This is a genomic window from Myxococcales bacterium (assembly GCA_016712525.1).
Classification (GTDB): Bacteria; Myxococcota_A; Polyangia; order Polyangiales; family Polyangiaceae; genus JAAFHV01.
This window is the reverse complement of sequence record JADJQX010000007.1, coordinates 2,135,288-2,161,077: the sequence shown is the minus strand read 5'-3', so window position 1 is coordinate 2,161,077 and position 25,790 is coordinate 2,135,288. Positions and strand designations below refer to the sequence as shown.

The following is a 25,790-nucleotide window of genomic DNA, read 5'->3' as shown; positions in this document are numbered from 1 at the left end:
GCGAGCGCGACGAGGGTGGCCACGTCCGACGGCCGGGGCGTGTCCGCACTCCGTTCCTCATCCGCTCCATCGGCGGTTCGCGCCGACGTCGGCGTGCACGAACCAGTCGCTCCCGAGCGTGTACACACCGACGCCCCCCTCCCAGCCGCTGCCGCGGATCTCGTGCTCGAGCGCGCGAGGGTCGATGCCCTTCGTCTCTCCTCGTGGAACGACACGAAAGTCGATCGCTTGTCCTAGCGTGTGTTGGCTGTGCGACGCCACGTGACGTCCTTTTTTTCTTCGCGATTCGTTGAGCTTCTCGCTCCTGTACCCGCTCACGAGCTCGAAGCGCGCGTGCGGGTGAGCCGCCGCGAGGGTGCGGAGGAGCCCGAGGAGACGCGGATCGAGCGCGTGAGAAGAGCCGGTCACGTTGTCGGTCAAAAACGCCGAGAAGCGCGCGTCGTCGGGCAGGCGAGTCCCGAGGGGAAGGTGCTCGTTCGTGTGGGTGTGGACGAGCGTCCCGAGGAGCGTGTCGGGGAGCAGTCCGTCGTTCGCCGTCGGCGGATCCTCGAGCCCCTTGGCCTTCGTGAGGGCCCCGGAGGCCGCTCGGGGACCGCCGGGATCGCTCGTGGTCGGCGACGCGACGGAGAGCGAAGCTGTCGCAGCCGCCACCACCACGGAAGCGCGAACGAGCCATCTCGGGGCTGAGCCGTCGTGCGCCATCGAGGGCACGATAGCTCGACCGAGCGTCGATCACGGACGTCTTTTCTTGACGCCGGCCTCGCGGGTTGGAAGCCTTCGTGCGGTATGCGTGAGGACGACGACGCGGAGCTCGTGGAGCGGATCGGTGGGGGAGATCCTGGCGCCGTCGCCACCCTCTACGACCGTCATGCCGCGGTTCTCTTCCCTATCGCGCTCCGCATCCTCCGCGATCGAGCCGAGGCCGAGGACGTGCTCCACGACGCCTTCGTGACCCTCCACGAGCGCTCGGGGCAATACCAGCGCGACAAGGGCTCGGTCATCGCGTGGCTCGTCACCCTCGTGCGAAACGCGTCGATCGATCGTGCGCGTCGCCGCGAGCGGAGGAGCGCGATCACCCACGAGGTCGTCGCGTTCGAGCCCCCCGTACCCACCACGACGCCCGAGGAGCAGGTCTCGGCCCAGTCCGATCGTCAGAGGGTGCTGCGCGCGCTCGCTCGGCTCCCACAGGCCCAGCTCGACACGCTCACGCTCGCGTTCTACACGGGCCTCAGCTACCCCGAGATCGCGGAGCGCGAGGGGGTGCCGCTCGGGACCATCAAGTCGCGCGCGGCCCGCGCCCTCGCCGCGTTGCGCGCCGAGCTCGAGCGAGAAGGCCTCGACATGAGCGCGTTCGACCGGGCAAAATAGCCCCGCCGCGGTGCTCACGGGCCGGTACGAGCCGGACGTGCCCACGGAGCGTGACCTCTCGGCCCGGCGCGGGCCCGGAGCGCACGCCGTCCGCCCGCCTCACGGCGGAGATAGAGAAGGCGATGGGAGCTCAGTCGTTCGAGGAGGGAATGGTCAAGGGGCGTGAGGGCGGGAGGCCGTCGCTCTACTTTCGCGCGCGCATCCCCGAGGGAAAAAAGGCCGTGCTCGGCCTCCTTCACGGGTACGCCGATCACGCCACGCGCTACGACCACGTCGTGAACGAGCTCTACGACGCGGGCATCGGGGTCGTCGCCCTCGACCTGCGCGGTCACGGAAAATCCGAGGGAGAGCGCGGATACTGCGACGTCTTCGACGACTTCCTCGACGACTCCGCCGAGCTCACGAAGCTCGTCGACGCGCGCGCCGGTGGCAAAAAGACGTTCCTCTTCGGCCACTCGTTCGGAGGGCTCGTGGCGACCGCGACCATGCTCCGCGCGCCAGGGACGTACGCAGGTCTCCTCCTCTCCGGCCCGTTCTTCGGCCTCGCCCTCCAGGTGCCGGCGGTGAAGGTCTTTGCGGGCAGGATCGCCTCGCGCGTCTTGCCGAAGCTCGGCCTCCCGAGCGGCCTCGTGGGCCGGGATCTCACCCACGACGAGGCGCGCGCGGCCGCGTACGACGCCGACCCGCTCGTGTTCAAGCAGGCGAAGGCCCGTTGGTTCACCGAAGCGCAAAAAGCCCAAGAGGACGTGCTCGCCCGCGCCGGCACGCTCTCGGTCCCGCTCTACGAGATGTTCGGCATGAGCGACAAGGTCGCGAGCCCGGCCGCGGGCAAACGGTTCTTCGACGCCGCCGGCCACGAGGACAAAACCTGGGCGCCCCAAGAGGGGCTCTTCCACGAGATCCTGAACGAGCCCTCGTACCGGGATCTGTGCGCCGGGATGGCCGCGTGGATCTCCGCGCGTACCTGAGCCCAAAATGGCGGAAGGCCTCGAATTCCTGAATGATTTTCAGGGCTTCGAGGCCTGCCTTCGTGCGCGGCGACTAGCGCCGACCGGTCACTTGCAGTAGCCGAGGTCGCGGCTGTTCGTGGTGAACGCCGTGCACTTCTTGCCACCGGTGCAGTCCGCGTCCTTCGTGCAGACCTGGAGCTCGCCGCTCGCGCAGTCGGTCCGGCAGACGGTGCCGCCGATGTAGAAGCCGCGCTGGAACTCCGGCGGGCAGAGCTTGCCGTTGACCTTCTCGGTGTCGACGGCGGGCGGGCCGGCGTCCGTGCCGGGGATGCAGCACTTCTGGCCGCCACCGCACGTATCGGGCGAGCCGCACTCCCAACGGACAGGCGGCGTCATGGTGCCGCCGCCGCAGGTGTCCGCCTTGGCGGCCGTGCAGAACGAGGGGTCGAAGCTGCCTCCGCCCTTGGACTGACCGGAGCAGCAGGTCTGCTGGCCACCGCAATAGCGCTTGTCGGTCGCGCTGCCGGTGCCGCCGTCGGCGAAGGGGCAGAAGAAGTTCGGCGACGCGTCGGCGCCCGCGTCGGGCGGGAGGGGCGAACGGAGCCGGGGCGCGAAGCCGCAGTCGGGGGCCGCGCCGCCGTCCGGGTCGGGGGTGCTCCCGTCGGTCGGGGTGCTGCCCGTCGTCGTCGGGTTGGGCTTCGTGTCGGTCCGGCCCGCCTCGGGGCTCGGCGGGGCGACGTCGTCGTCTCCGTTCGACGTGCTGCATGCGACCGCCACGAGCGACGTCACGCCGATGAGACTCACGCCCCCGAGAACCCACGCGAGCTTACGAACCTTCAAATCCATGATGCGCTCCTCCTAAGGAATGACTCTTCACTACTAGCACGGCCTTCGCCCGTAGCACGGCCTTCCGAACGGCCTTCCGAACCGCGCTTCCGAACGCGCAGGGCCTTGCCGATACGGATGGCCGCGCCGCCCGGGGCGGTGAGCGGGCTCACTCGTCGACGGCTTGAACCCGCACCGTGCCCCCGCCGGACTTCAGCTTGGCGCAGCAGGCGAGGCGGTGCTTCGGCGGCGCCTGACCGAACGCGTCGAGCACGTCGAGCTCCTCGTCCTCGGGCGTGTCGAGGTTCTCGCCCCCTTCGAGGATCTCCACACGGCAGGTGCCACAGCACGCGCTGCGGCACGAGAAGGGAACCGGCGCGGCGTGGTCGTCGCACATGTCCTGGATCGAGCCACCCTCGGGGGCCGATACGGTAAGGACGGGCTTGCCTTTTTTCTCGAAGACGACGGTGGGCATGGGGCGGCCTTATAGCGTCGCCTTGGCACCCTTGGAAGCCCCGCGAGGCCGGAAGGCACGACGCACGAGCAAGAGGGCGTGCTCGCGCCTTGGCTCGTCGCGGAACGCGCCCTGGGTCGGCCCGTGAAAATGGGGGCGGACCTGCGACGCACGCGCGTGGGGCACGAGCCTGCCCTCCGCCTCGCAGGCGTCGGCGACGAGCTCGTCGGCCCGGAGCGCGACCCGGCCGATGGCCGAGTCGGCCATGAGGAGCACGACGTTTCCACCGGGGCGTACGACCCTCGCCATGGCGTCGAGCATGGCCGTGAGCTCGGCGAGCCACGCGCGGCGCGCTTCTTCGGGAGAGCGCTCCGCGTAGGCGCGCCGCGAGCCGAGCTCGTCGCGGAAGAACCTCGGGCTCGACAGGCCGAGCCAACGCGCGCGCACCTCGTGGTGCTCCGCGTAGTCGTACGTCGCGACGTAGGGCGGCGAGGTCACGACACCGTCGATCGAGGCGTCGGCGATGGTCTCGAGCCGGGTGGCGTCGTCGAGGACGATCCGGGAGCGAGGCCTCCGTTCGGGGCATCGGGCCGCGAACGCGTCGAGGCGGGCGAGCAGCTCCTCCGTCTTCCGGACGAACAGCTTGGCGGTGTAACCTGCCGCAAGCCTTCGTGTTTCCGTCATTCGTGAGGTGTCGCCCCGCTGTCGGCTGACCTTCACGAGCAGGCTCGAGAGCACGAGCTCGAGCAGGCCCCTCGCGGCGGGGTCGGCGTCGGCGATGCCGGAGCGGAGCGAGTCGAGCTCGAGGAGCACGTGCGGATCGAAGAGGTCCGTGTCCTCGCGGGGGTACCTTCGTGTGGCTCCTGCTTTCGCCTTGCGTCGTGTGTCGGCGAGCGCCCGGATCTTCTGGGCCTCGCCGTGGATCCGCTGGGCGTCCTCGGGCGAGACGCGCATGAGCTTCGCCTTGGCGAGCTTCACGGCGAGGGGGTTCAGGTCGGTGCCCGTGGCCTGACGGCCCGAAGCGACGGCCTCGACCGGCACGGTGCCGGAGCCGCAGAACGGGTCGAGGACATGGCCTCCCTCGGGGACGAACGCCCGCACGAGGCGCGACGCCGTCGTGGGGTGCATACGTGCAGGATACACGTGAAAGCCGTGAACGTCGGCGCGCTCGGGCTCGTCGTCGGTCTCTCCCGCGGGGGCCACGTCGAGCGCTTCGGCGAGCGCCTCCGAGGAGGCCACGTGCCCTCCGCGCGTGACCTCTCCGCCGACGTGCGTGAGCGAGCGTCGCGCGCGTGCCGCCTCGGTCTCGGGTGGCGGAGCGTTGGGGGGCGCGCCGCTCACGGGAGGGCCTTCTTCTTCTTTTCGGCAGCCGCGAGGCGCTCGTCGAAGTCCTCGAGATCGCTCTTGGGCTCTTCGCCGACGCGGTAGCGGACGTCGCCCTGGTCGTCGACCTCGATGCGCGTCGGGTTCTCGGCCGCGAGCAGCGTGAGCTCACCTTCGGCCTGCGCCTCGTCGACGCCGAGCATGGTCGCGATCTCCTTGGCCGAGGCCGCCCCTCCGCGGGCGTAGTCTTGGACGGCGAGCGAGTAGGCGAGATCGAGCGACGCGTTCGACTTCGTGGCGCGGCGAGAGCGTTCGCGTAGGAGCAGCCCGAACACGGCCCACGCGAGCACGAGCGTGAGCGCCTTCGCGAGCGTGACAGCCGACATGAGCGCGAGCACCGTCGACAGCGCGAAGAGCACACCCGCTACGGGCACGAACGACGAGCGCGGCAGCGGTTTGGCCTCGCGGAGCGCGACCCGCGAGGCTTCGAGCTTCTGCGGGTCTTGGATCGGCACGGGCAGCTTCGGCCCCTTGCATGCGGCGCATACCCAGCGGAGCGTCGGGTGCGGCTCGACGCGCGTGAGCCCGCGGCAATGGGGGCACACGTGCCCTTCTCCTTGAACGGCGCCACACCCGGGGCACGAGCCGGGGATCGTTCGGGCAGCGCCGCAAGCGGGGCAGGGGGGGACCTTCACACCGCCTTCATAGCGTTACGGCGCCCTTCGGGCTACGGGCGAAACGCGAAGAGCGTGACGCGGGAGCCGGAAGGGCGCGGGGGAGTGCCTGGAGATTCGGGGGTGCGCCGCTCAGGGGCGGACGACGGTGGTGCCGGCCGGCGGCTCGAAGACGAACGTGCTCGCGGGCACCGTCGTGTTGACCTGGACCTGCGAGAACACGAAGCTGTTGCGGTTTCCTTGCGCGTCGAGGATGAGCACGCGCCGAATCTGGGCGGTCTGCGTGTCGACGTAGAAGAGGACCTTGGTGTACGCCGGGGTCGGCGTCTTGGGGGTGCCCACGAGGACGTGCCCACCCTCGAACTTCATCTGCGAGCCCTCGAAGGCCTCGAAGTTGAAGGCGTTGCCGAGCTTGCCCGTGCCGAGCAAAAACGAGAGGGCCGCCGGGTACTGTGCGCCGCTCTGGGCGCCGTTCACCTGCTGCTCGAACATCTGTTTGTTGGCGGCCTCGTAGACGCGCACCGTGGAGCCGTTCGAGACGACGCGGTTGTCGGCGGGGGTCGTGTAGACCCAGGCCATCTTGCCGGGCTTCTGGAAGTAGACCGTCCCGTTCGACTGGCGCTTCGTGTTGTACGCCTTCACCGTGAACTCTTGGTCGAAGCGCGCGGTGAACGTGGCCGACTTGTCGTAGAAGGCCTGCACTCGCGTCACGAGGTCGTTCGTGGCGTTGGCCGCGAGGGGGGTCGGCTCCGCGGCTTCGGCCACGGACGAGTGCGCGGCGGCGAAGGGGAGGGCGAGCGCGGCGGTGAGGACGAGTGCGGCGAGGCGTCGGGTCATCGTGATCTCCGAAGGACGTACCAAAGAACGGTAGGGACGAAACGGAAGAGGCGAAGGGAGCTTACGGAGGGCCTTTTCGCTTTTCGGAACCTTGCAAGCTCGTAGCATTGGACGGCCCGATCCCGGAAACGCTTCATGCCTTTGGTGTAAATGCCCGTAAAGGCGAAGCTTTTTTGATGGCGGCGGGGGCCTTGGGCGCCGCCCACGGTGCCCTCTGGAGGTGCGTGATGGCGATGGCGAGGGCGTCCGCGGCGTCGGCCTGGGGGACCTCGCCGAGGCCCAGGAGGACCTTCACCATTTGCGCGACCTGGTTCTTGTCGGCGCGGCCTCCGCCCGCCACGGTGCGCTTCACCCGCGCCGGAGGGTACTCGGCGGCGTCGAGGCCCGCCCTCGAGACGACGAGCAGGCCCACCCCTCGTGCGTGACCGAGCTTGGCGGCGGCGGACGCGTCCTTCGCAAAGAAGAGCGACTCGATGCTCGCCATGCCCGGCGCGTGCTCCTCGACCACGGCCACGAGACCCGCCTCGATGAGGACGAGGCGCTCTCCGAGCGGGAGGCTCTCTTTCGGGGAGACGATGCCGTGCGCGACGTGCACGAGGCGCGCGCCCACCCGCTCGACGATCCCCCAGCCGAAATGGCGCGTGCCCGGATCGAGTCCGAGCACGCGGGTCGTACGGGGAGCGCCGTTCGCGCTCACGAGAGCTTCTGGAGCTCCTCTTCGGACACGTCGAAGTCGGCGAACACGTTCTGCACGTCGTCGTGGTCGTCGAGCGCGTCGACCAGGTTGAGCGCGACCTCCGCGTCGCGTCCCGCGAGCGGCTTCTTCGCCTTGGGGAGGTACGCCATCGACGACGACTTGGCCTTGATGCCGCCCGCCTCGAGGGCCTCGCCCACGACGTGCAGCACGTCGGTCGCCATCGTGAGGTGCCACTCCTCGCCCTCGTCGGAGTAGTCGTCGGCGCCGGCACCGACGGCGACTTCCATGAGCTTGTCCTCCGTTGCGGCGCCCTTCTCGAGCGTGATGACGCCCTTGCGATCGAACGCCCACGCCGCGGCCCCGGCGCCGCCGAGCACGCCGTTGTTCTTCTCGAAGATCTTGCGGAGCTCCGCGACCGTGCGGTTGCGGTTGTCGGTCATGCCCTCGACGAGGAAGAGCGTGCCGCCCGGGCCGGTGCCCTCGTAGAGCACCTCTTCGTAGGCCGCGCCCTCGATCTCACCCGTGCCGCGCTTCACGGCGCGTGTGATCGTGTCGTTCGGCATCGACTGGCCCTTCGCGTCGGCGATGGCCTTGCGGAGGCGCGGGTTCCCGGACGGATCCCCGCCGCCCATGCGCGCGGCGACCGTGAGCTCTTTGATGAGCTTCGTGAAGAGCTTGCCTCGCTTGGCGTCCGCGGCGCCTTTGCGGTGCTTGATGGTGGCCCATTTCGAATGGCCGCTCATGCGAATCCTCGTTCTGCCGGGGTGGGGAGTGCCGAAGGGGCTCCTGAAGGGAGGCCCCGATCGTTCGGTCTGATACTCCAAAGGCCCGGGCACGTCACGCGCCGACTACTTCTTGTCGGGGGCCTTCCTCGGATCGACGCGGAGGCTCGCGAGGAAGCCGTCGTCGGTCTTGCGCGCGTCCTGGGCGAAGGTGGCGTAGCGCTCCTTCGACAGGGTGCCCGTCGGCAGGTTGAGGGTGAAATCCTCTTCGATCACCGCGCCGTCGACGCGCATGAGACGCTGCGCGTCGAGCTCGGGGGAGCGGATCTCGAAGGGTCCCGGCTGGCGGACGATCTTGGCACCCTTCGGGAGCTCGACCCTACGCCTCACGTGGAATTGCACGGCGCGATCGACCGCGAACGCGCCCTGCCGGCCGCTCTGCGACGTGTAGAGGTTCCCGAGCGTGGCGACGTAGGGCCTCGGGTAGACGATGTGGACCGGCTCGAGCCCGGGCAAGACCCACGTCCCCTGGGCCTCCGTCTGCGCGTAGCTGCCCACGCTGATCTCGGCCCGAACGGCGACCTCCCAGCTCCCCTCGCGGGACGACAGCTCCACCTTGTCGACGCTCGCGAACGGCACCCACGCGAGGGCGATGCCTTGGAGGGCCCGTTGACGATCGGCGCCGACCACCCGCACGAAGGCCTCGGCGAGCTGCTGCGCGGACCGCCCGCGAACCAAGACCGTGAGGCTCCCCTTGGCGTTGCCGCTCTCGTCGATGGTGAGGCGAAGGTCGACCTCGTCGCGCTCGGCGCCCGCTTCCTGCTTCGGGAGAGGGACGATCGCGCCGGAGGGCAAGAGCGCGCTCCTCCCGCGGAGCTCGGGCGACACCTTCCCAGCGGGGAGGGGAGGACCTTGCACGTCGGCGTCGACGATTACGTCCTCTTTCTGGGTGCTCCCGTTCGGGTTCTTCGTGGTGAGGTGCACCCACGCGAGCGGGTGGGTGAAGCGACCGAGATGGGGCGGGTACGCCGGATCGGACGAGAATGGGAAGTCCTCGGCGACGATGATCTCCGCGGGGATCCCGAGCTCGCGTAGCGCCCGCACCACGAGCCACGTTCGGCTCCCTTCATGGCGCGTGAGCATGGTCCGCGCCGTCTGTGACGCGAACGACTCGGTGCGGCCGAGCTCGTAGTCGCTCAACGTGGGCGCCGAGGCGACCTTGAGCGCCTGCCCGGACGCGGCGACGAGCGCATCGACGAGCGCGCGGCCCTCGAGCCGTTTTCCGTCCTTCGTCGAGGCCTCGGCGATCCACGCGGAGACCTCGGGCGAGCCGCGGTCGTCGAGCGAGGCCACCGTCTCCGCGAGGCTCTCCCCGAGGTCGGACCAACGCGCCGAGGACAAGCTGAAGTTGCACGAGCGGTCCATCTTGGGCGTCCCGTCCTCGAAGCGGCGGCCAAGGTGATTCGTAAGTGAATACGAGAGGATACGGGTGCCGCTCTCGGTCCGCTCGGTGGCCTTTCCGAGGAGCGGATGGGCGAAGGTCGCGAAGGGCTTCCCTGTCGGCAAGCGGATTTCGAGCGTCGCCTTGGCCACGCCCGTGCGCTCGGGGAGGAGGTCGGTCGTGTCGAACGCGACGTCGCCGCGGTCGTTGGGGAGGGCGACGCCCGTGTAGATCGCCTCGACGTAGTCTCCCGCCTCGAGCTGCGAGAGATCGGCGTGGGCTTGGGAGGCGCGCGGTGTCTGGTCGGGCGTGAGGATGCGCCCGTCCTTCTTGAAGATGCGCCGGCGCAAGGTGCGGGTCGTCGCGCGCCCTCCGAGCGACGGTGCCGCGGCTTGCGCGTGGGACTCGACGTCGGCCGTCCCCGTGAGCCTGCGCACGTCGAAGAGGACGTAGGTCGTGACACCCTCGGCCGAGACGGAGTAGCGCTCCTCGTGGACGAGCACGGCCGTGCCCGCCGTGGGGAGGGCCTGCTCCTTGCGGTCGGCCTCCGTGACCTTCTCGGCGATCCCGTCGAACGCGGAGAGGGCGCTCGCCCCTTTCGCGGACAAGACTCCTGGCAACGAAGCGGGAGCGTCGCTCGCGCGGAGCGCCCGCGCCCAGACATCGGCGAGGCTCGCGTCGGGGCTCGTGGCGTGCAGGAACGCGACCGTTTTTTCGCCTTCGGGGAGCGCGTCGTAGAGGCGCTTCGCCATGGCCTTGTCGCCGCGGTACATCGCGTCGCGGAGCGAGCCGCTCAAGAAGTACCGCGGGGCGCCGAAGAGCCCGCGGAGGCGTGTGAGCTCCGCTTCGGCCCCTTGGGTGTCGGCGGCGAGGCGCTTCTCGACGTAGCAGCGGAGGCTCGTGGCGTCGCGGTTTGGACCACGCTGGCATTCGAACGCGAGCGATTCGGGCCCCCGTCGCTGCGTCGTCTCGCGGTCGATGCTCTCGAAGAGCACCGAGCCTCCGAGCTTCGTTCGGAGCGCTTCGCGTGCCTTTTTCGCGCGATCGTGGAGGTCGGCGTTGCCCGCCTCGAGGGCCTCGAACGCAAGGACCATGTCGCCCGCGCCGCCCTTCACGCCGGCGGCTCGTTTCTCGATCTCCTTGAGGGCCACGATGCGAGCCTCACCCTCGGCGCGGCGTTGGCCCGCGAGCGAGGCGAGCTCGACGACGGCCTCCCACGCGCCCGGTGCTTTCTCGAGGGCGCGCTCGTAGGCGACCCTCGCGCGCTCGGACACGTGGACGGGCTCGAGGTCGGTCATGTTGCGCACGGCTCGCGCATAGGCGAGCGCGAGGGCCGGATCTCCCGGGGCACGCGCCGAAGCCGCCGCGAGCCGGGTCTCCGCGTCGCGGTCGAGTCGCGCCGCGAGCTCCGCGAGACCGAGCACGAGGTCCTCTCCGTCCCGGGTCTTCGACGCGGCGCCCTTGGTCGGCCACGTCACGCGCGCGACTTGGACGGCGTTGGAGGTCGCGAAATCACCGGCCTTCGGGGCCGTCGTGACGAGCGGCGCGCCCGTCGGAGAGAACGCGTGGATGGCGAGTGCGTCCTGCGAGCCGCTCTGCCCGACGCGCGCCACGACCCGCAGCTTGCCCTTCGGCGCGGCGATCTCGGCGAAGTGGAGGGACTCTCCGCCGCCCGTCGCGAGGGGGCGTGTGAGCACGGGGACCCCACCGGCGCGCAGGTGCATCGGGCTCCGCGTCGCCACCATGAGCGCGACGCGCCCCTGAGCGGGCACCTCCACGTCGACCACGACCTCGCGTGTGCCCGGCTGCGCCGAGACCGCGCCGAGCTCGATACGGCACCCGCTCGCCGCGACGATCTCGGGGGCGGTGGGTCGCCCGAAGGGCCCCGGCGCCGTCGTCTGGGGCGGGACGAGGGCGTCGAAGCGCTCGAGCGCCGTGGGCTTCTCGAGCTCGGAGAGGCGCGTCGCGCGGATGGGCCCGAGCACGGTAGCCGCCGTGGCACACCCGCTGTCGCGGCGGACCACCGCAGCACCTTCCGCGTTCCCGCGCACCTCCGCGAGCGTCGTACGAGCGCGCGCGACGAGGCCGGGGACGAACGTACCCTTCGCCTTCTTCGCGATCGCGCCGAGGCGCGCGTCGGTCTTGGGCGCGCCGACGCGGAACGCGAGCGCGCTACGCGCCCCGGAGTACGCGGAGACGTTCCGATAGACGAGGGCGTCGAGCGCGGCGAGGGCCACGGGCAGCTGGAAGGGATCCCCGTCGGCTTCGGCGACACGCTCGAGGGCGTCCAGCCAGGCCGCCTCGGCCTGAGCAGGATCTTCCGTGATTTCAACGCGATACGCTCGTTCGGCGGCCGCGTAGAGCGTCGGGTCGGTCGTGGGGGTCGTGGGTTTGGGATCTCCGCACGCGACGAGCCCGAGGGGCGCGGCGAGGGCGAGCACGAGGGAGAGGCGTGGGCGTCGCGCGTTCACTTCTCACCTCGCTCGATGCGCACCGACTTGTGCATGAGCGCGTCCACCCGTTGGATGAACGCTCGGAACGCCGGGTACTTCTCCGTCGGGATGACGTGCTGGTCGAGGACGACGTTGCGCTTCACCAGGAGCACCCGAGGGTTCTTCGGATCCTTCGTGAACGAGAGCTCGGCGTGCCCGAGCTCTCCGCCGGTCTCTTTGCCGCCCGGCGGGGGCTCGGCGAAATGCATGTTCGGGGGGGCGATGAGCTTCACGACGCGGGTCTGGTGGTTCGGAGCCATGTGCGGCGGGAGGACCATGGGGAGGGTTCGAGTGACGAGCGGCGCGAGCTGCGCGGCGAGCGGGATGCTCTGAGACAGCGGGATGACGAGGTCGGCCTGCTCGCGCCGCGCGAACGCGAGCGATTTGGCCTTGTACGAGACCTTGGCCTCGCCGTTCGGGAGGTCGCCCTTGAAGTCGATGTTCTTGTCGACCTCGACCTGCGCGACCCACGGGCCCACGAGGTTGTCTTCCACGTACTGGGCGCGTGCGTCTTTTTGGGTGAGGTTCGTGCGGAGCCAGAAACCACCGTCGCCCCGGTGGCGCTCGGCGCCCTCGAGCTCGGCGCTCCCGTCGGCGCCGATCGTGATCGTCCATTCGACCTCGGAGCCGTGATCGTCGGGAGAGCTCGACGGAAGCACCACGGGGCCCGTTCCCGCGTCCAGCCGGAGCGCCGTCGCGCGGGCGTCCATCGAAGGAAGAGGCCCCATCCTCGACTCGGGGCTCGTAGCGTCGAGGTAGGTGCCGCCGTTCGGGCCGGGCATGAAGGCGATGCCGTGGTCGAACATCGGGACCGCCGCGTTCTTCGCCGAGAGCACCGAGGGCATGCCCGTGAGGCGCGTCTGTACGAGCACCTCTTGCGCCTCGACGCCGATCACCCGAAGGAGCGTGATGAGCAAGATGGCCTTGTCGTCGCAGTCGCCCTCGCGGCGGGCGAGGAGCTGCTGCGGGCGGTTCGGGAGCCACCACTCACCGCTCACGTAGTTCACGTAGCGGATGTCGTCGGCGACGAAGTCGAAGAGCGCCCGGATCTTCTCGTCCTTGGTCTTCTTGTTCTTCGTGAGCTCGAGCGCGAGGCGTTTGACCTCTTCGTCGGGCTCGGTGAACCCTCGGACGGCCTCCTTGTACCACTTACGGAAGTCGTCCCAGGTGCGGAAGGTCGAGCCCACGATGAGCGGGAGCACCTCGCTCATGGCGGGCGAGAGCGGCTCGTCGGCCACGATCATGGGCTTTTGCCACACGAGCCGCACGACGTGGCGGTTGCCCTCGTCGCGCTCTTCGCGTTGCATGTCACCGGGCCGCAGGACGTCGAGGTGGATGGGCGTGTCCTTCGGCGAGTCGACGACGACCTCGTTGTAGAGGAGCGGATGCGTCGAGGGCGCGCCTGCGTAGTCGAGGAAGTAGTATGGCGCGTCGCCGCGGCCGCCTACGGGGCCGGACGTCCACGTGCGCACGGCCACTTCGACCGTGTCGCCGGGGTAGAGATCGGGCCAGCGGATGCGCGGGCGCGCCCCCTCGTTGTGCTCCTCGGCTGGGAGCGACACGCTGCCGTCCTTGCGGTGCACGCGCGCGCGCAATATCTCGACGAGGTCCCCCTCTTGCGGAATGTCTTCGAAGAGCTCGTCCTGCGTGCGCGGTGCTACCACGATCTCGCGCGCGTAGTGGATGAGCTGAGAGACGCGGCGGTCTTGGTGCATCACGACGGCGCGTAGCCAGTGGAGCTCGCGGTCGGCCACGTCGGGCGTGACGCCCTTCCTGCGGGCGAGGAAGACCGCGTCCTTCACGAGGTGCTTCTCGTCCTCGCGGCCCTTTTGCGCCTCGGCCTTGGCGCGCAGCTCGAGCTCGGCGCGCAGCCGCGCTTCGCCGGGAGAGAGGGCGCGCGCGCGGGCGAGGAGCTTCGCCATGTCGGCGTCGTTCCCTTTCCCTGTGAGGGCGAGGGCCTGCGCGAGGCCGAGGTACACCTCGGAGCGGTTCGGGGCGTACTCGAGGCACTCTTTGTAGGCGGCGAGGGCCTCGTCTCCGTAGCCCGCGCGGAGGAGCTCGGCCGCCACCTCGATCACCTGGTCGTCGTCGGTGGCGCCGCCTTCGATGGCGGCCCGAGCGGCCCGCAATAGCTCGGGTTTTCCCTTGTGGATGGCGACGTGGACCGTGTCGCTGCCGCGGTCGCCGCGGCGCTCGAGCTCGGCACGTGCTTGCATGTAGAGTGCACGGTTCGACGAGAGCGAGAGCTCGGTGAGGCGCCTCAAGAGCAGGTCGGGCACGCCCTTCGGGTTCTTCTGGAACCTGTCGGCCATGGCGCGGAGGGCTTCGGCCGCGAGGGCCTCGGTGCCGAGCGCGCGCCTCGCCTCGGCGCGGAGCAGGAGGGCCTCGTCGTCCGGGTCGGCGTCGAGCTTCATCCCCTTGACCAGCGCGTTGGCCCAGTCGGCGTGGCCGTTCTTGATGCGCTCGGCGAGCAGCCGTCGCTCGACGAAGCCGAGAGTCTCTTCGTCGTTCGCGGAGACGGCCTTGCGCCGGGCGTCCTCGAGCCAGCCGCTGCGGTTGGCGCCGAACGGCGAGACCCAGGCCGCGAGGCCGAGCGCATCGGGGGAGACGGCGCGCCGCACGAAGGTGTCGAGCAACCCCGGGACCCGCGGGCTCTTCTTGTCGTCGGCGCCGCCGAGGGTCCCGAGCACCACGGCGGAGAGGATCGCGTCGTCGGCCGACTTCGCCGTGACCTTCATCGCCCGCGTGAGCGCGGTCTCCTCGCGGCGGAGCACGAGCTTCTTCGCCGCCTCGGGCACGCCGGACAGATCTTGGCTGTGCGGGAGGGCGACCGGCTCGCCAGCCTCGTCGGTCAGGCGAAGCCGCACGCGGCCGTCGTCGTCGAGGGCGCCGGAGCACACCTTCGCGGCGACGAGGTGCGGGCCCTTCGTGGCGTCGACGCGCGCGGCGACACGATCGAAGAGCGCGGTCTCGTGCACGTCGTCGGCGCGGGCCACGTCCTGACCGTCGAAGGTGACGCGCACCTGACCGGTCGAGGCCGCGCGCACGACGAGCGGGCGATCCTTGTCGACGAAGACCTTCGTCGCGACGTAGGAGCAGCTCTCTCTCCGCGGGCTCACGTAGAGGTCGAGCGGCACACCCCGGGCGTCGGCGTGTGTCCGGCGGACGGGGCGCAGGGAGACGTCGTAGACGCCCCAGGAGTAGCTGCCCTTCGGATAGCCGAAATCCTTATCCTTTTCGGGGCCTTCCTTGGTGTCGAGCCCGCCGCCGGTGTCGCGGAAGGGGCCGACCACGACGACGTCGGTCAAGAGGCCGAGCGCGTGGGCTTTGGGGTACGCGGCGTCGGTCCCTTCTTCGGCCGAGAGGCGTCGCGCCGCGAGCGCGGCTTCGTACTTCACCTCGACGTTCGACGATCCCCTGTAGACCTCGGCGAGCGCCCGCTCCGACGTTCCGCTCGTGCTCGTCTCGGAGAGGTGCTCGAGGGTCGCCAAGGCGGCGAGCGCTTCGGCTTCGTTGCCCGCGAGGGCGCGCGCCTTTTGCCCGGCGACCATCGCGTCGGGGGCGCGCGCCGTCAGGCGGACCCCCGAGGTGGCCGCGAGGCTTGGTTTGGTGGGCGCTGCCGTGATGACCTTCGGTGGCTTCGCGGCGGCGGGGCCCGCGCCGATGGGCGGCTTCGGCTTCGCGGTCTGACCGGGGGCAGGCTTCTGCGCGTGGGTCGGCGAGATGGCGGCGAAGAGGCCCAGGCTGAGGGTGAGCGCGAAGAGCTGTCGGCGCATGTCGTTCCGGGATTCGGGTGGGGGTCGTGCCGCGGCACGGCAAGGGCGTGCGGGCGCACGCGGCCTCGACTCTATCTGCAAAACTCGCGCGGCACATACCGAAGCGCGCCGGCCGGCGGTCGGGAGGCGGAGGGCGCGGCAGGCCAGGGAGGAAGGCCAGGGAGGACGGCGGGGGAAGGCCGGGGAGGGACGAGAGGGGGGCGCGCACGTGGCTCCGGCGTGCGAGCGGCGTGGAAATTCGTGCTATCCTGGCCCTCTCCGCCGATGCTCCGAAAGCCGAACAGCCAGGCGCCGTTGCCCGCCTTCCCGACGGAAGACGACGACGGCGCGAGCACGGGCGAGTACCGGGCCGTCGTGCACGGACCCGCGCCGTCCGGGCTGCCGCGGTTCCCGAGCCTCCCGGACGTGCCCGCGGGAGCGTCGGGCCTGCCGCGGTTCCCGAGCCTCCCGGACGATGGCCGCGCCAAGCTGCCGCGCTTCACGAGCCTCCCCGACGACGTCGCCAAGACCCTCGAAAAACAGCCCGTCACCGCCCAGTCGGCGCATCGCATCTTGTCGCAGCTCGATCGCTCGAAGGTGCGCCCCGACGCGACCGGTGAGGTCGACATCTCGGACGTGCTCGAAGAGGTCTACGCCGAGCCTCCGCCACGCTCGACACGGGCGCCCGCATCGTCCGAGCCTCCGCCCCGTCCCGCCCCACCGCCACCTCCATCGTTCACGGGCACGGATTTCCCGGCGCCCGCGCCGCGCGCGTCCGCGCAGGCTCCCTCGAGCCCACCGCCCGTCGCGCTCGCCGCGCCAGCTCCGCCGCCATCGCCCGTGGGCCCCTCACCCGAGGCGATGCCGGTGTACGCCGTCGCGCCCTACGCGGCCCATCCGGCCTACGCGGCGACGGTCCCTGCAGGGTACGTGCTCGTGCCGCAATCGGCCGTGATGGGGCACGCTTTCCCCGGCGTGGCCGCGCCTCCGCACGCGCAGGCACCCCACGCGCTCGGGCCCATCGATCCGAGCGCTCCCCTGTCGAGCGACGCGGCGCTCGTGCAGCCGCTCGCCGTCGCGCCGCCGCCGTCCCCGAGTCTGCTCCCGAAGGTGCTCGCCGGTGCCGTGATCCTCGGGGTCTCGGCGCTCGCGGGAGGTGCGGCCTCGTACTACCTCGCGCCGGATCGGCCCGCCGAGACCACTCCCGCGGCCCAGGTGCCCGTCGCCGTCGCTCCGGCTTCTGTCTCGGTCGCGGCCCCGGTGTCCGCCGCTCCCGTCCAGGCTCCTTCGGCGTCCGTCGCTCCGAGCGTGAGTGTCATGGTCCCTCTCGGCACCGGCTGGCCCCTCGCCCCCGCGACCGTGCCGCCCGGTGCAGCGTCGGCCGCACCTCTTGGCTCGGCGTCCGTCGTCGTTCCCGTGCCCGCCCCCCCGCCTTCGGCTTCGAGCGATCCGACCCTGGCCGCCGGCATGGGACGCCTCGCGTTCGCTCCGGCCCGCCAGTGGCACCGCGTGTGGGTCGACGGCGTCGTGCTCGGCGAGTCGTCCCCGACGCCTCTTGTCGTGAAATGTGGGAAACGCAACGTCCGAGTTGGCTCCCAAGGCATGGGGCAAACGGTGGACGTCCCTTGCGGCGGCGAGGCGCTCGTTCGCTGACGGCGCGCGCACGTTGCGCTGCAGGGAGCCTGACGCACGATTCGTCGTCGGCCTCTCCTCGCCTCGCGCGCGCCCGTTACTGGTTCGCCTTGTAGATGGCGTAAAGGAAGGCGCGCGCGATCTTGGTCGCCGCGGTCTGAAGGCACAAGTGGCCTTGACCGTCGCCGTCGCGCCCGGGGTTCTGGTTGCTCGTGCAGCCCTGGGCGTTGTTGACCCGGTACACCTCGCACACCCGCCACACGCCGCCGACCTGGCATCGCGAGCCATCGGGCGCCGTGCTCTCGAGATCCTCGAGATCGAAGATGACGTCGTTCGGGAACGTCTGGAGCATCCACTCGCGCATCTGGAGCTTCGGCCCGTTCTCGCTCACGTCGTGCACGAGCGGGGGCGTGGCGTGGAGCACCTTGATGCCCGCCGCCTTCAGCTCGTTCACAGCGGCGAGGTACACGTTCTTGAGGTTCGGGAGCGCCGCGGTGTTGATGTCGGCGTAACCGAACTCGAGGTTCGTGACCTTGAGGGTAGTGCGGTTGGCGAGCGAGGCCGCGCGCCAGTCGGCGACCTTGCCGGGGCCGTTCCCGTTGGGGCTCGACGTGAGGCCGCCGTTGAGGCCGGGGCCCGTGATGGTGCCGCTCCCTTGGTAGTACTCGAACTTGAAGACCTCGCTCCCGGCCGCGCCCCCTGCCGCGTACGGGGCGTTTGCGCCGTCCTCGAGGTCACCGCCGACCGACTGGTGCAAGAAGACCGACTTGAAGCCCTTCACCTGGTTTCGCTGGGCCGTCGTGAGCGCGAGCCACGCGGCGATGCCGCCCTGACCCACGGTGTTGGGCGTGCCGGGAGAGCCGCCGTCGGTGGGGGGGCTGCTCCCGTCGTCTGGCGGGACGGCGCCGTCGGGGAGCGTCGTGCCGGTGGGGAGCGGGGCGCCGTCGGGCGCCGTGGACGTCGTCGTGGTTCCGGTGGGCGTCGTGCCGCCCGTGCCCGGGTCCGAGCTGCACGCGAGGGCGAGCGCCGGCGACACGGCGAGGGCGGCGAGCGGGACGAGGCGGCGAAGGTTCGTCATTTTCCGGCCTGGTAGATCGCGTAGAGGAAGCCCTTCGAGATGCGGCGCGCCTGCGTCGTGCAGAGGTGCCCTTGGCCCGAGGCCGCGTCGACGCCCTGCGAGACGCTCGGGCAGCCCGAGGTGGAGCGCACCGAGTTGCAGATCTCCCACGAGCCGCCGCGCGTGCAGCGCGACCCGTTGTTCGGGTCGATGCTCTCGACGTCCGTCAGGTCGAAGATGACGTCGTTCGGGAAGGTCGCGAGCATCCACGTGCGCATTTGCTCCTTGGGAGCGTTGTCGCCGGGGAGGTTGTAGACGAGGGGCGGCGTGACGTGGAGCACGCGGATGCCAGCGGCCTTGATGGCCGTGACCGCCTGCTGGTAGCTCGTCTGCACGGCGGTGAGGTTCCCGAGGATGTCGGCGTAGCCGAACTTCATGATGGCGACCTTGAGCCGCGTCGAGCCGTTCCGGGTCGAGAAGTTTCGCCACTCGGTGACCTTGCCGGGGCCGTTCCCGTTGCCCGTCGAGAAGAGCCCGCCGTGGATGCCCGACTTCGTGAGGGTGGACCCCGAGGTCATGAACTCGACCGACACCCCGTTGCCCTCGATGCCGTCCTCCATGTCTTGGCCGACGGACTGGTGGAGGAACGCACTGGCGAACTGGTTCACGCGCGCCTTCTCGGCGGCTGGGAGGGCGTCCCAGGCCGCGATGCCGCCGAGGGAGACCACGCCCGGCGTCCCGGGGTTGCCGGCGTCGACCGGGGGAGGCGTGGCCGAGTCGCGGCCGGCGTCGACCGGGGGAGGCGTGGCCGAGTCGCGGCCGGCGTCGACCGGGGGAGGCTGCGCGTCGAAGCCCGGGAGCACGGCCCCATCGGGCATCGTCGCATCGAAGACCGGGTTCGGCGCGCCGTCGGCGAGGGTGGGAGGCACCTTGGACGGATCGAAGCTCGGGTTCGGCGCGCCGTCGGGGAGCGTCGGCTCGGTCGTGTTTTCGGGCTCGATCGTGCCGACGGTGGCGGCGTTCCCGCACGCCACCGCGAACGCTACCCCTAGGGCCAAGCCAAACACGGCGCGGTGCTTCGTCATCTTGGGCTCTTCCATCGAAAAAAGGCAGTATGCAGGGATTGCCCCCGGCGGCAACCCACGTCTGCCAAAGGCGTACGTTGGCGGTGGGTGTGCGCTTCCCTTGGACGGATCGCTTCGAGATTCGTTCCACGAAGCCCAAAGACCCTCGGAGCTTGCCGTTTCGGTTGGCGGGCGCGGCGACTCTTCGGATAAAACCGAGTCCTCCGTGCCCCTCGCAGAAGGCCAGACGTTCGCTCGTTACCTGGTCGACCGGGAGCTCGGTCACGGCGGGATGGGGCGCGTGTACCTCGCGACCGATACGGTGCTCGGCCGCAAGGTCGCGCTGAAGGCCCTCCTCCCGGAGCGTATGGACGGCGAGGGGCCGGCGCGCTTCGCTCGGGAGGCGAGCCTCGGCGCCATGGTGAGCCACCCGAACGTGGTCGCCGTCTACGACTACGGCGAGGCCGAGGGGCGCGCGTACATCGCGATGGAGTACGTCGAGGGCGACACGCTCTCCGCGTACCTCGGGAGCCCGAGCGTCCCGCTCGGGAAGCGCCTGGCCTGGCTGCTCGACGTCGGCCGCGCGCTCGCCGAGGCACACGATCACGGCCTCGTCCACCGCGACATCAAGCCCTCGAACGTGATGGTGACCCGCGCAGGGCTCGTGAAGGTGCTCGACTTCGGCCTCGCGAAGCGCACACGCACCGAGGCTCCCGGCGCGTTCCGCACGCTCGAGGGGCAGGCGCTCGGCACCCCGCGTTACATGGCGCCCGAGCAGATCGCCGGGCTCGCCGTCACCCCTCGCACCGATCAGTACGCGCTCGGCGTCATGGCGTTCGAGCTCCTCACGGGGCAGCACCCCTCGGGCCCCACGGGTCGCGACGACCCTCCGAAGCTCCTCACCGAGATCGATCGCTCTCTCCCGTTCCGGCTCGCCGTGTTGGTCTCGCGCATGCTCGCGAAGCGCGCCGAAGACCGCTATCCGTCGATGCACGACGTGAACGCCGAGCTCGAGCGTGTCCTCGCCGAGGTGTCACCGGAGAGCCTCGCGACCGAGACGAAGCCCCCGGCCGACGAAGCCACGCTGGGGCTTGGGGCCGCCGCGGATCGCGCTACCCTGCCCGAGCCCCCCGAGACCGCGCGTGCCGGAGCGGAAGCCCCCGGCCCTGGTGCCACGTTCCCTCTCGTCCCGTCCGACGTCGCGACCGCTCGAGCCCCCATGCACGCCCCCCCACCCGACGACCCGAGAGGCCGCGTTCCGGCCGGGAAGACCCTCCCCTCCGCGGGGTCCGATCCTCCCCCCGCCGAGGCGCGCCCTGCCGACGGGACGTTGCGGTCCGCCGACGATCCTTCGGGCCGTCCCCTCGGGCTCGTCGTGGCCGAGGCCGCGAGCCGCGCCGAGGCGGCCGCGCGTGTGCCGAAGCCCCCTCCTTCGCAGGCCGTGGTCCTCGTCGAGCCCGCGCGCGTCTCGGGGTGGTCGAAGTCGATGTGGATCACGGTGATCGTGGTCGGGCTCGTGGGGGTCGTCGCGGGGGCGCTGCTCACGGGGTGGCTCTTGTCGACCTCTGCGGCCACGACCGTCCCCACCACGACGCCACCGGACTGACTCCCGACCGCACGAAAAACGCACCCGATGACGCTTCGCGCAAGGTCGTGACCCTTGGCGAGGGCGAGCGGGCGTGGTAGCCGGTGTACCCTCAATTTCCTGGAGGATTTCGACATGACCGCCACGAACGGACAGCCCATCACGATGGGCGCTGGCATGAAGCTCAACGTCCCCGACAACCCCATCGTTCCGTTCATCGAGGGCGACGGCACGGGCCGTGACATCTGGCGCGCGAGCGTCCGCGTCTTCGACGCCGCCGTCGAGAAGGCGTACGGCGGCAAGAAGAAGATCGCCTGGCACGAGGTGTACGCCGGCGAGAAGGCGTTCCAGAAGTTCCAGAACTGGCTCCCGGACCAGACGATCGAGGACTTCAAGAAGTACCTCGTCGGCATCAAGGGCCCGCTCACCACGCCCATCGGCGGCGGCATCCGCTCGCTCAACGTGGCCCTCCGCCAGCTCCTCGACCTCTACGTGTGCCTCCGGCCCGTGCGCTGGTTCGAAGGCGTGCCGAGCCCCGTGAAGAAGCCGGGCGACGTCGACATGGTGATCTTCCGCGAGAACTGCGAGGACATCTACGCGGGCATCGAGTTCGAGGCGAAGAGCCCCGAGGTGCAGAAGGTCCTCGGCTTCATCGAGAAAGAATTCCCCAAGGAGTTCAAGAAGATCCGCTTCCCCGGCTCGTCGGGTATCGGCCTCAAGCCGGTCTCGACCGAGGGCACCGAGCGCCTCGTCCGCGCCGCGATCCAGTACGCGGTCGATGCGAAGCGCAAGAGCGTCACCTTCGTCCACAAGGGCAACATCATGAAGTTCACCGAAGGTGCCTTCATGAAGTGGGGCTACGCCCTCGCCGAGAAGGAGTTCGGCGACAAGGTCTACACCTGGGCCACCTGGGAGAAGACCAAGGAGGAGAAGGGCGAGGAGGCCGCGAACGCCGAGCAGAAGGCCGCGCTCGCCGCCGGCAAGATCCTCATCAAGGACGCGATCGCCGACATCACCCTTCAGCAGGTCCTCACCCGCGCGAAGGAGTTCGACGTCATCGCCACGTTGAACCTCAACGGCGACTACCTCTCGGACGCCCTCGCCGCGCAGGTCGGTGGCATCGGCATCGCGCCCGGCGGCAACATCAACTACGTCACCGGTCACGCGATCTTCGAGGCGACGCACGGCACGGCGCCCAAGTACGCCGACCTCGACAAGGTGAACCCGGGCTCGGTCGTCCTCTCGGGCGAGATGATGCTCCGCCACATGGGCTGGATCGAGGCCGCCGACCTCATCATCAAGGGCATGGACGGCGCGATCGGGTCGAAGAAGGTCACGTACGACTTCGCCCGCATGATGGACGGCGCGACGGAGCTCAAGTGCTCCGAGTTCGCCGACAACATCATCGCGCACATGTGAGCGCTCGGGCCTCGAAGGCCCGCGGCTCGCGACGAGGCCCTCTCGGTTCGCCGAGGGGGCTTCGGCTATTTGGGAGGCTCGGGCTCCTTCGCGGTGGCTGCGCGCGCGGCGGCGAGCACGAGGCCCTCGGGGTCCGCGCCGTCTTGGTTCACCACGGCGACCACGGTGACGTCGGCCTCGACGAAGTGCACGGCCTGGAGGTGCGTGCCGGCGACGTCCCCCGCGTGGCTGCGCGCCTCGCCGAGGCCGCCCGAAGCCTCGCCGCGCGACACGAACACGCCGAGCCCGTACGCGACGTCGGGCTCGGTGGGCACCGTCGCGAGCCACTCCTTCGTGAGCGCGCTCGGGACGACGGCGCCCTTGCCGTACTTGCGTGTCCACGCGACGAGGTCGGGCATCGTGGTGACGAGGTGCCCGGCCGCGTAGAGCCAGCTCGGGTGATGGGCGTGCCCACGCGGCTCTCCTCGCGCGTCGAAGCCAGGAAAGAAGCCAGGCGAATGAGGCTCGTCGGGCCGCTCGGCGTGCGTCTCGTGGAGACCCTCGGGGCCGAGCAGCTCGCGCGCGACGAGGGTGTCGAGGGGCTCCTTTCGTACGGCCTCGAGCACCTGACCGAGCGCGACGTAGTTCGTGTTCGCGTACCGGAACGGCGCGCCCATGCGGGCGTCGGGCGTGTGAACGAGCGCCCTCGCGAGGAGGGCCGCGGGGGCCTTGGGCTCCGGTGTGCGGCGCTGCCACGCGCGAAACTCGGGATCCTCTTCGTACGGAAAGAGCCCGCTCGTGTGGCGCAAGAGGTCACGCACGGTGGTGTGGCGGAGGTAGCCCAGGTTCGGCACCTTCTCGCCGAGGGGGCCATCGAGCGTGAGGGAGCCGCGCTCGACCTCGCGAAGCACGAGCGTCGCGACGAACGTCTTCGTGACGCTCGCCATGCGGAACGGGCGGCGTGGATCGCCCGAGCCGTGGGCGCCCGAGAGCGCGAAATAGGCTGGCGGGCACGACGCCGTCGCGACGCCCACGAGAGCCTCGGGGCTGCCTCGTGGCACGGCGCGAAGGGCCGCCTCGATGCGCGACGCCCGGGCAGCGCACGCGACCGTGGCGGGGGCAGGGTCGCCACCCGCCGGGCCACGTGTCTCGCGCGAGCACCCGACGAGGAGGGCGAGCGCGAGAGCTGCGAAGCCGAGCGCCGAGCGCCGAGCCGGATGTGCAAATCGCGCGCGTGGTCGCCGCAAATGACGCAAAACGGTGAGGGCCCGGATCGCACCGAATGGCGAAAAAAAAGGCCGATCGTGAGGGCTCGGTGCTCCGACTTCAGGCGCCTGAAGTTGCAACTTCAGGCGCCTGAAGTCCATGTCGAGGGGGGGCGATCGGCCTTCGGACACTCCCTCAACGTACGCGTCCGATCCCCCTCACGCCACACGGGCGGGCGGAGGTTCAGAGGCAGCTCGAGGCGCGGCCCGGGGTGGCGAGCAGGGCGCCGAGCTGCCCCGTCGACGCGCAGAAGTGAGCCGACTGCGCGACGGACGGCGCCATCCCGGGCCGGAGCTCGAGCGACTGCCCCTCGGTGGTCGAGATCGAGAACGTCCCGTACGGCACCTTGACGAGCTCGGTCGTTCCACGGGCGATCGCGATGGCTCCCGTCGCGCCGTTCGCGAGGATGACGCCCGCCCCCGACGCCTGACCCGCTCCGTACTCGTACACGATCACGGCGTCGGTGATGCCCTGCGCGCGGGCCGAAGCGCGGCTCCTCGCGAGCACCACGTACGCCCCAGGGGCGACGACCACGTCGTCCGTGATGGTGTGGGTGCGGCCCGCGCCGTCGCGGAGCGTGAGCCCACGGAGCGATCGCGGTCCCGGGGCGACGCACGTCACCTCGATCCACTCGTCGTTCGGCTCGGAGCCCGCGGGATCGAACATGACCTCGGTGACGAGGACCTCTCCGGGCCCGGCCTGGGTCGTGGCGCCGCCGGTCGACGTGTCGGGCGAGGTCGATGCATCTTGCACCGTTCCGGCGTCGGGCGCGATCGGGCCCGCGTCGGGGGCAGCGGGCTTCGGAGGCGTCGCGGCGTCGCTCGCCGCGCTCGCGTCGCGGGGGGCGCCTGCCTCGGGGGTGGTCTGCGGGGCGGAAGGGGACGCGCTCGGGGCCTCGGGCAGGGCGCGGCTCGAGGCGAGGCTCGGGGGATCGTCGTCGTCGACGGCGACGCCGGTCGCGCATGCCGTGACGAGGGCCAGAGAGACGAGGGCCAAGGGGGCGAAGAAGCTCGAGGGGAGGGCGACGCGCATGGGCGCCCTTCTTCGTCCTCGGGTGCGTCACCGAGGATGAGGTCGCGTGACGATTGCGCGACACCGAGCGGATCGGCGACGCGAAAAAAGGTATGGTGCGCCGGCCATGGCGGCTCGAACGAAGAAGCCCACGAAGAAGCCCGCGGCCCCCCGGGCCGAGAAGCTCGCCCCCCCGCGCCCTCACGTGAGCCACGCGGTCACCGAGTACCGCCTCCGCCTCGACGGGATCCGGTTTCGAGGGCACCACGGCGTGTCCGACTCGGAGCAGGCCCTCCCGCAAGATTTCTTGGTCTCGCTCGAGGCGCACCTCCCGCTCGGGGTGCTCCCCACGGGGGACGCGATCGCCGACGTCTTCAACTACGACAGGCTCGCCTCGCTCGTCGTCGAAGAGGGCACGAGCCGCAGGTGCCGGCTCCTCGAGACGCTCGCGCAGAGGGTCATCTCGCGCGTGCTCACCGACACGCCGGCCACGCGCGTGTCGGTCGCGGTGACCAAGTCGCGCCCGCCCACCCGGAGCAGTGTCGACACCGTGACCGTCGAGCTCCGCGCCACGCGAGGGTGACCCTCGGGCCCGTGCGCCCGGCTCAGCCCCCCACGACGAGGTCGGGGTGCGCCTCGGCGTAGGCGCGGAAGGCGTCGATCGGCATGGTCGCGATCGCGTTCGGCAGCGCCGCCTTCGGGAGGAGCAGCCCGCCCACGTAGCGGAGCGTGCCATCCTCCCAGGCGAAGCGCGAGAGCTCCGCGAACCCACGGTCTTTGCCCTTCTCGAACACCTTGGCGACGAAGAGCGCCTCCGTGTCGGTCGAGGCGAGCACGTCGACGCCCATGTACTTGAGGCCCTTGCCCGCCGTCGAAAGCTCGCGGACCCGCCGAGGCACGTCGTCGCCGTCGGCGTGGTCCTCGTGGTCCGACGAGAGCGTCGCGTGGAGGAACTCCCCGAGGCCCAGCGCGAAGGCGGAGTAGCGCGCCCGCACGAGCTCGCGAGGGGCGGCGGGGGGCTTCGTCCCGTCGTGGGCGGGGAGGCAACAGTCCGCGTACGAGGCCGAGGAGCGGCACGGGCAGGGGTCTTTGGGGCGCACGCCCCTCAGCGTATCCGAGATCGCCGCCGTGACGCACGACGCCATACGAATCGGGCGAGGTTCGGGGTTGAAACCGATGGGCTTCGTTCGGCACTCTTCCTCCCGCGCAGCGCTCGCGTCGGGCGAGGCCGCGATCCGA

The 25,790-nt window shown here is 70.6% G+C and carries 21 protein-coding genes; 6 read left to right on the top strand and 15 right to left on the bottom strand.

Annotated elements, in window-relative coordinates; translation table 11 throughout:
• Window positions 1–57: 57 nt before the first annotated feature.
• Window positions 58–702 carry a DUF882 domain-containing protein gene (locus IPK71_26220; protein ID MBK8217236.1) on the bottom strand — a complete coding sequence of 215 codons (645 nt, stop codon included), beginning with the start codon at window positions 700–702 and terminating at the stop codon, window positions 58–60.
• Between the two features lie 84 nt (window positions 703–786).
• Here IPK71_26220 and IPK71_26215 point away from each other — a divergent pair, with 84 nt between their 5' ends.
• Both IPK71_26215 and IPK71_26210 read left to right on the top strand, forming a co-directional pair.
• Entirely contained in the window at window positions 787–1,368 is a 582-nt protein-coding gene (locus IPK71_26215) for a sigma-70 family RNA polymerase sigma factor (protein MBK8217235.1), read from the top strand.
• Between the two features lie 50 nt (window positions 1,369–1,418).
• Window positions 1,419–2,336: an alpha/beta hydrolase gene (locus tag IPK71_26210; GenBank protein MBK8217234.1), complete on the top strand. Its 918-nt coding sequence runs from the start codon at window positions 1,419–1,421 to the stop codon at window positions 2,334–2,336.
• 87 nt (window positions 2,337–2,423) lie between these two features.
• Here the strand turns inward: IPK71_26210 and IPK71_26205 are convergent, their stop codons facing one another.
• The 9 genes from IPK71_26205 to IPK71_26165 form a co-directional block, all read right to left on the bottom strand.
• The gene (locus IPK71_26205; GenBank protein ID MBK8217233.1) at window positions 2,424–3,164 is read right to left on the bottom strand and encodes a hypothetical protein; all 741 of its coding nucleotides are present in this window, start codon (window positions 3,162–3,164) and stop codon (window positions 2,424–2,426) included.
• Between the two features lie 148 nt (window positions 3,165–3,312).
• Window positions 3,313–3,618, bottom strand: coding sequence for a (2Fe-2S)-binding protein (locus IPK71_26200; protein ID MBK8217232.1), 306 nt, complete (start codon window positions 3,616–3,618; stop codon window positions 3,313–3,315).
• Between the two features lie 9 nt (window positions 3,619–3,627).
• A complete protein-coding gene (locus IPK71_26195) occupies window positions 3,628–4,938 on the bottom strand; it encodes a hypothetical protein (GenBank protein MBK8217231.1) in 1,311 nt (436 codons plus the stop codon).
• Window positions 4,935–5,615 carry a hypothetical protein gene (locus IPK71_26190; GenBank protein MBK8217230.1) on the bottom strand — a complete coding sequence of 227 codons (681 nt, stop codon included), beginning with the start codon at window positions 5,613–5,615 and terminating at the stop codon, window positions 4,935–4,937. The genes IPK71_26195 and IPK71_26190 overlap by 4 nt, the downstream gene beginning before the upstream one ends.
• 111 nt (window positions 5,616–5,726) lie before the next feature.
• Window positions 5,727–6,431, bottom strand: coding sequence for an outer membrane lipoprotein carrier protein LolA (locus tag IPK71_26185; protein MBK8217229.1), 705 nt, complete (start codon window positions 6,429–6,431; stop codon window positions 5,727–5,729).
• A 133-nt stretch (window positions 6,432–6,564) separates the two neighbouring features.
• Window positions 6,565–7,128: a crossover junction endodeoxyribonuclease RuvC gene (ruvC, locus tag IPK71_26180; GenBank protein ID MBK8217228.1), complete on the bottom strand. Its 564-nt coding sequence runs from the start codon at window positions 7,126–7,128 to the stop codon at window positions 6,565–6,567.
• Window positions 7,125–7,871, bottom strand: a complete 747-nt coding sequence (locus tag IPK71_26175) for a YebC/PmpR family DNA-binding transcriptional regulator (protein MBK8217227.1) — start codon at window positions 7,869–7,871, stop codon at window positions 7,125–7,127. Before IPK71_26175 ends, ruvC begins: the two co-directional genes overlap by 4 nt.
• Window positions 7,872–7,976: 105 nt before the next feature.
• Window positions 7,977–11,762 (bottom strand): hypothetical protein, encoded by a 3,786-nt coding sequence (locus tag IPK71_26170; protein ID MBK8217226.1) that lies wholly within the window; start codon window positions 11,760–11,762, stop codon window positions 7,977–7,979.
• Complete coding sequence (locus IPK71_26165; protein MBK8217225.1) at window positions 11,759–15,559, bottom strand: hypothetical protein; 3,801 nt, start codon at window positions 15,557–15,559, stop codon at window positions 11,759–11,761. The genes IPK71_26170 and IPK71_26165 overlap by 4 nt, the downstream gene beginning before the upstream one ends.
• Before the next feature lie 264 nt (window positions 15,560–15,823).
• Here IPK71_26165 and IPK71_26160 point away from each other — a divergent pair, with 264 nt between their 5' ends.
• Window positions 15,824–17,191 (top strand): hypothetical protein, encoded by a 1,368-nt coding sequence (locus tag IPK71_26160; protein MBK8217224.1) that lies wholly within the window; start codon window positions 15,824–15,826, stop codon window positions 17,189–17,191.
• A gap of 76 nt (window positions 17,192–17,267) precedes the next feature.
• Here the strand turns inward: IPK71_26160 and IPK71_26155 are convergent, their stop codons facing one another.
• Window positions 17,268–18,248: a hypothetical protein gene (locus tag IPK71_26155; GenBank protein ID MBK8217223.1), complete on the bottom strand. Its 981-nt coding sequence runs from the start codon at window positions 18,246–18,248 to the stop codon at window positions 17,268–17,270.
• Window positions 18,245–19,312, bottom strand: a complete 1,068-nt coding sequence (locus IPK71_26150; protein MBK8217222.1) for a hypothetical protein — start codon at window positions 19,310–19,312, stop codon at window positions 18,245–18,247. The genes IPK71_26155 and IPK71_26150 overlap by 4 nt, the downstream gene beginning before the upstream one ends.
• Window positions 19,313–19,517: 205 nt before the next feature.
• Here IPK71_26150 and IPK71_26145 point away from each other — a divergent pair, with 205 nt between their 5' ends.
• Window positions 19,518–20,897, top strand: coding sequence for a protein kinase (locus IPK71_26145; protein ID MBK8217221.1), 1,380 nt, complete (start codon window positions 19,518–19,520; stop codon window positions 20,895–20,897).
• A 114-nt stretch (window positions 20,898–21,011) separates the two neighbouring features.
• On the top strand, window positions 21,012–22,295 hold the full coding sequence (gene icd / locus IPK71_26140) for an NADP-dependent isocitrate dehydrogenase (protein ID MBK8217220.1): 1,284 nt from the start codon (window positions 21,012–21,014) through the stop codon (window positions 22,293–22,295).
• 65 nt (window positions 22,296–22,360) lie between these two features.
• On the opposite strand, the gene IPK71_26135 is transcribed toward icd, so the two are convergent.
• Together IPK71_26135 and IPK71_26130 are read right to left on the bottom strand one after the other, a co-directional pair.
• Window positions 22,361–23,308 carry a beta-lactamase family protein gene (locus IPK71_26135; GenBank protein ID MBK8217219.1) on the bottom strand — a complete coding sequence of 316 codons (948 nt, stop codon included), beginning with the start codon at window positions 23,306–23,308 and terminating at the stop codon, window positions 22,361–22,363.
• A gap of 415 nt (window positions 23,309–23,723) precedes the next feature.
• Window positions 23,724–24,572 (bottom strand): lamin tail domain-containing protein, encoded by an 849-nt coding sequence (locus tag IPK71_26130; protein ID MBK8217218.1) that lies wholly within the window; start codon window positions 24,570–24,572, stop codon window positions 23,724–23,726.
• A gap of 184 nt (window positions 24,573–24,756) precedes the next feature.
• On the opposite strand from IPK71_26130, the gene folB reads away from it, so the two are divergent.
• Window positions 24,757–25,134, top strand: coding sequence for a dihydroneopterin aldolase (gene folB / locus IPK71_26125; GenBank protein MBK8217217.1), 378 nt, complete (start codon window positions 24,757–24,759; stop codon window positions 25,132–25,134).
• Between the two features lie 22 nt (window positions 25,135–25,156).
• On the opposite strand, the gene IPK71_26120 is transcribed toward folB, so the two are convergent.
• Complete coding sequence (locus IPK71_26120; protein ID MBK8217216.1) at window positions 25,157–25,651, bottom strand: hypothetical protein; 495 nt, start codon at window positions 25,649–25,651, stop codon at window positions 25,157–25,159.
• Window positions 25,652–25,790: the final 139 nt, after the last annotated feature.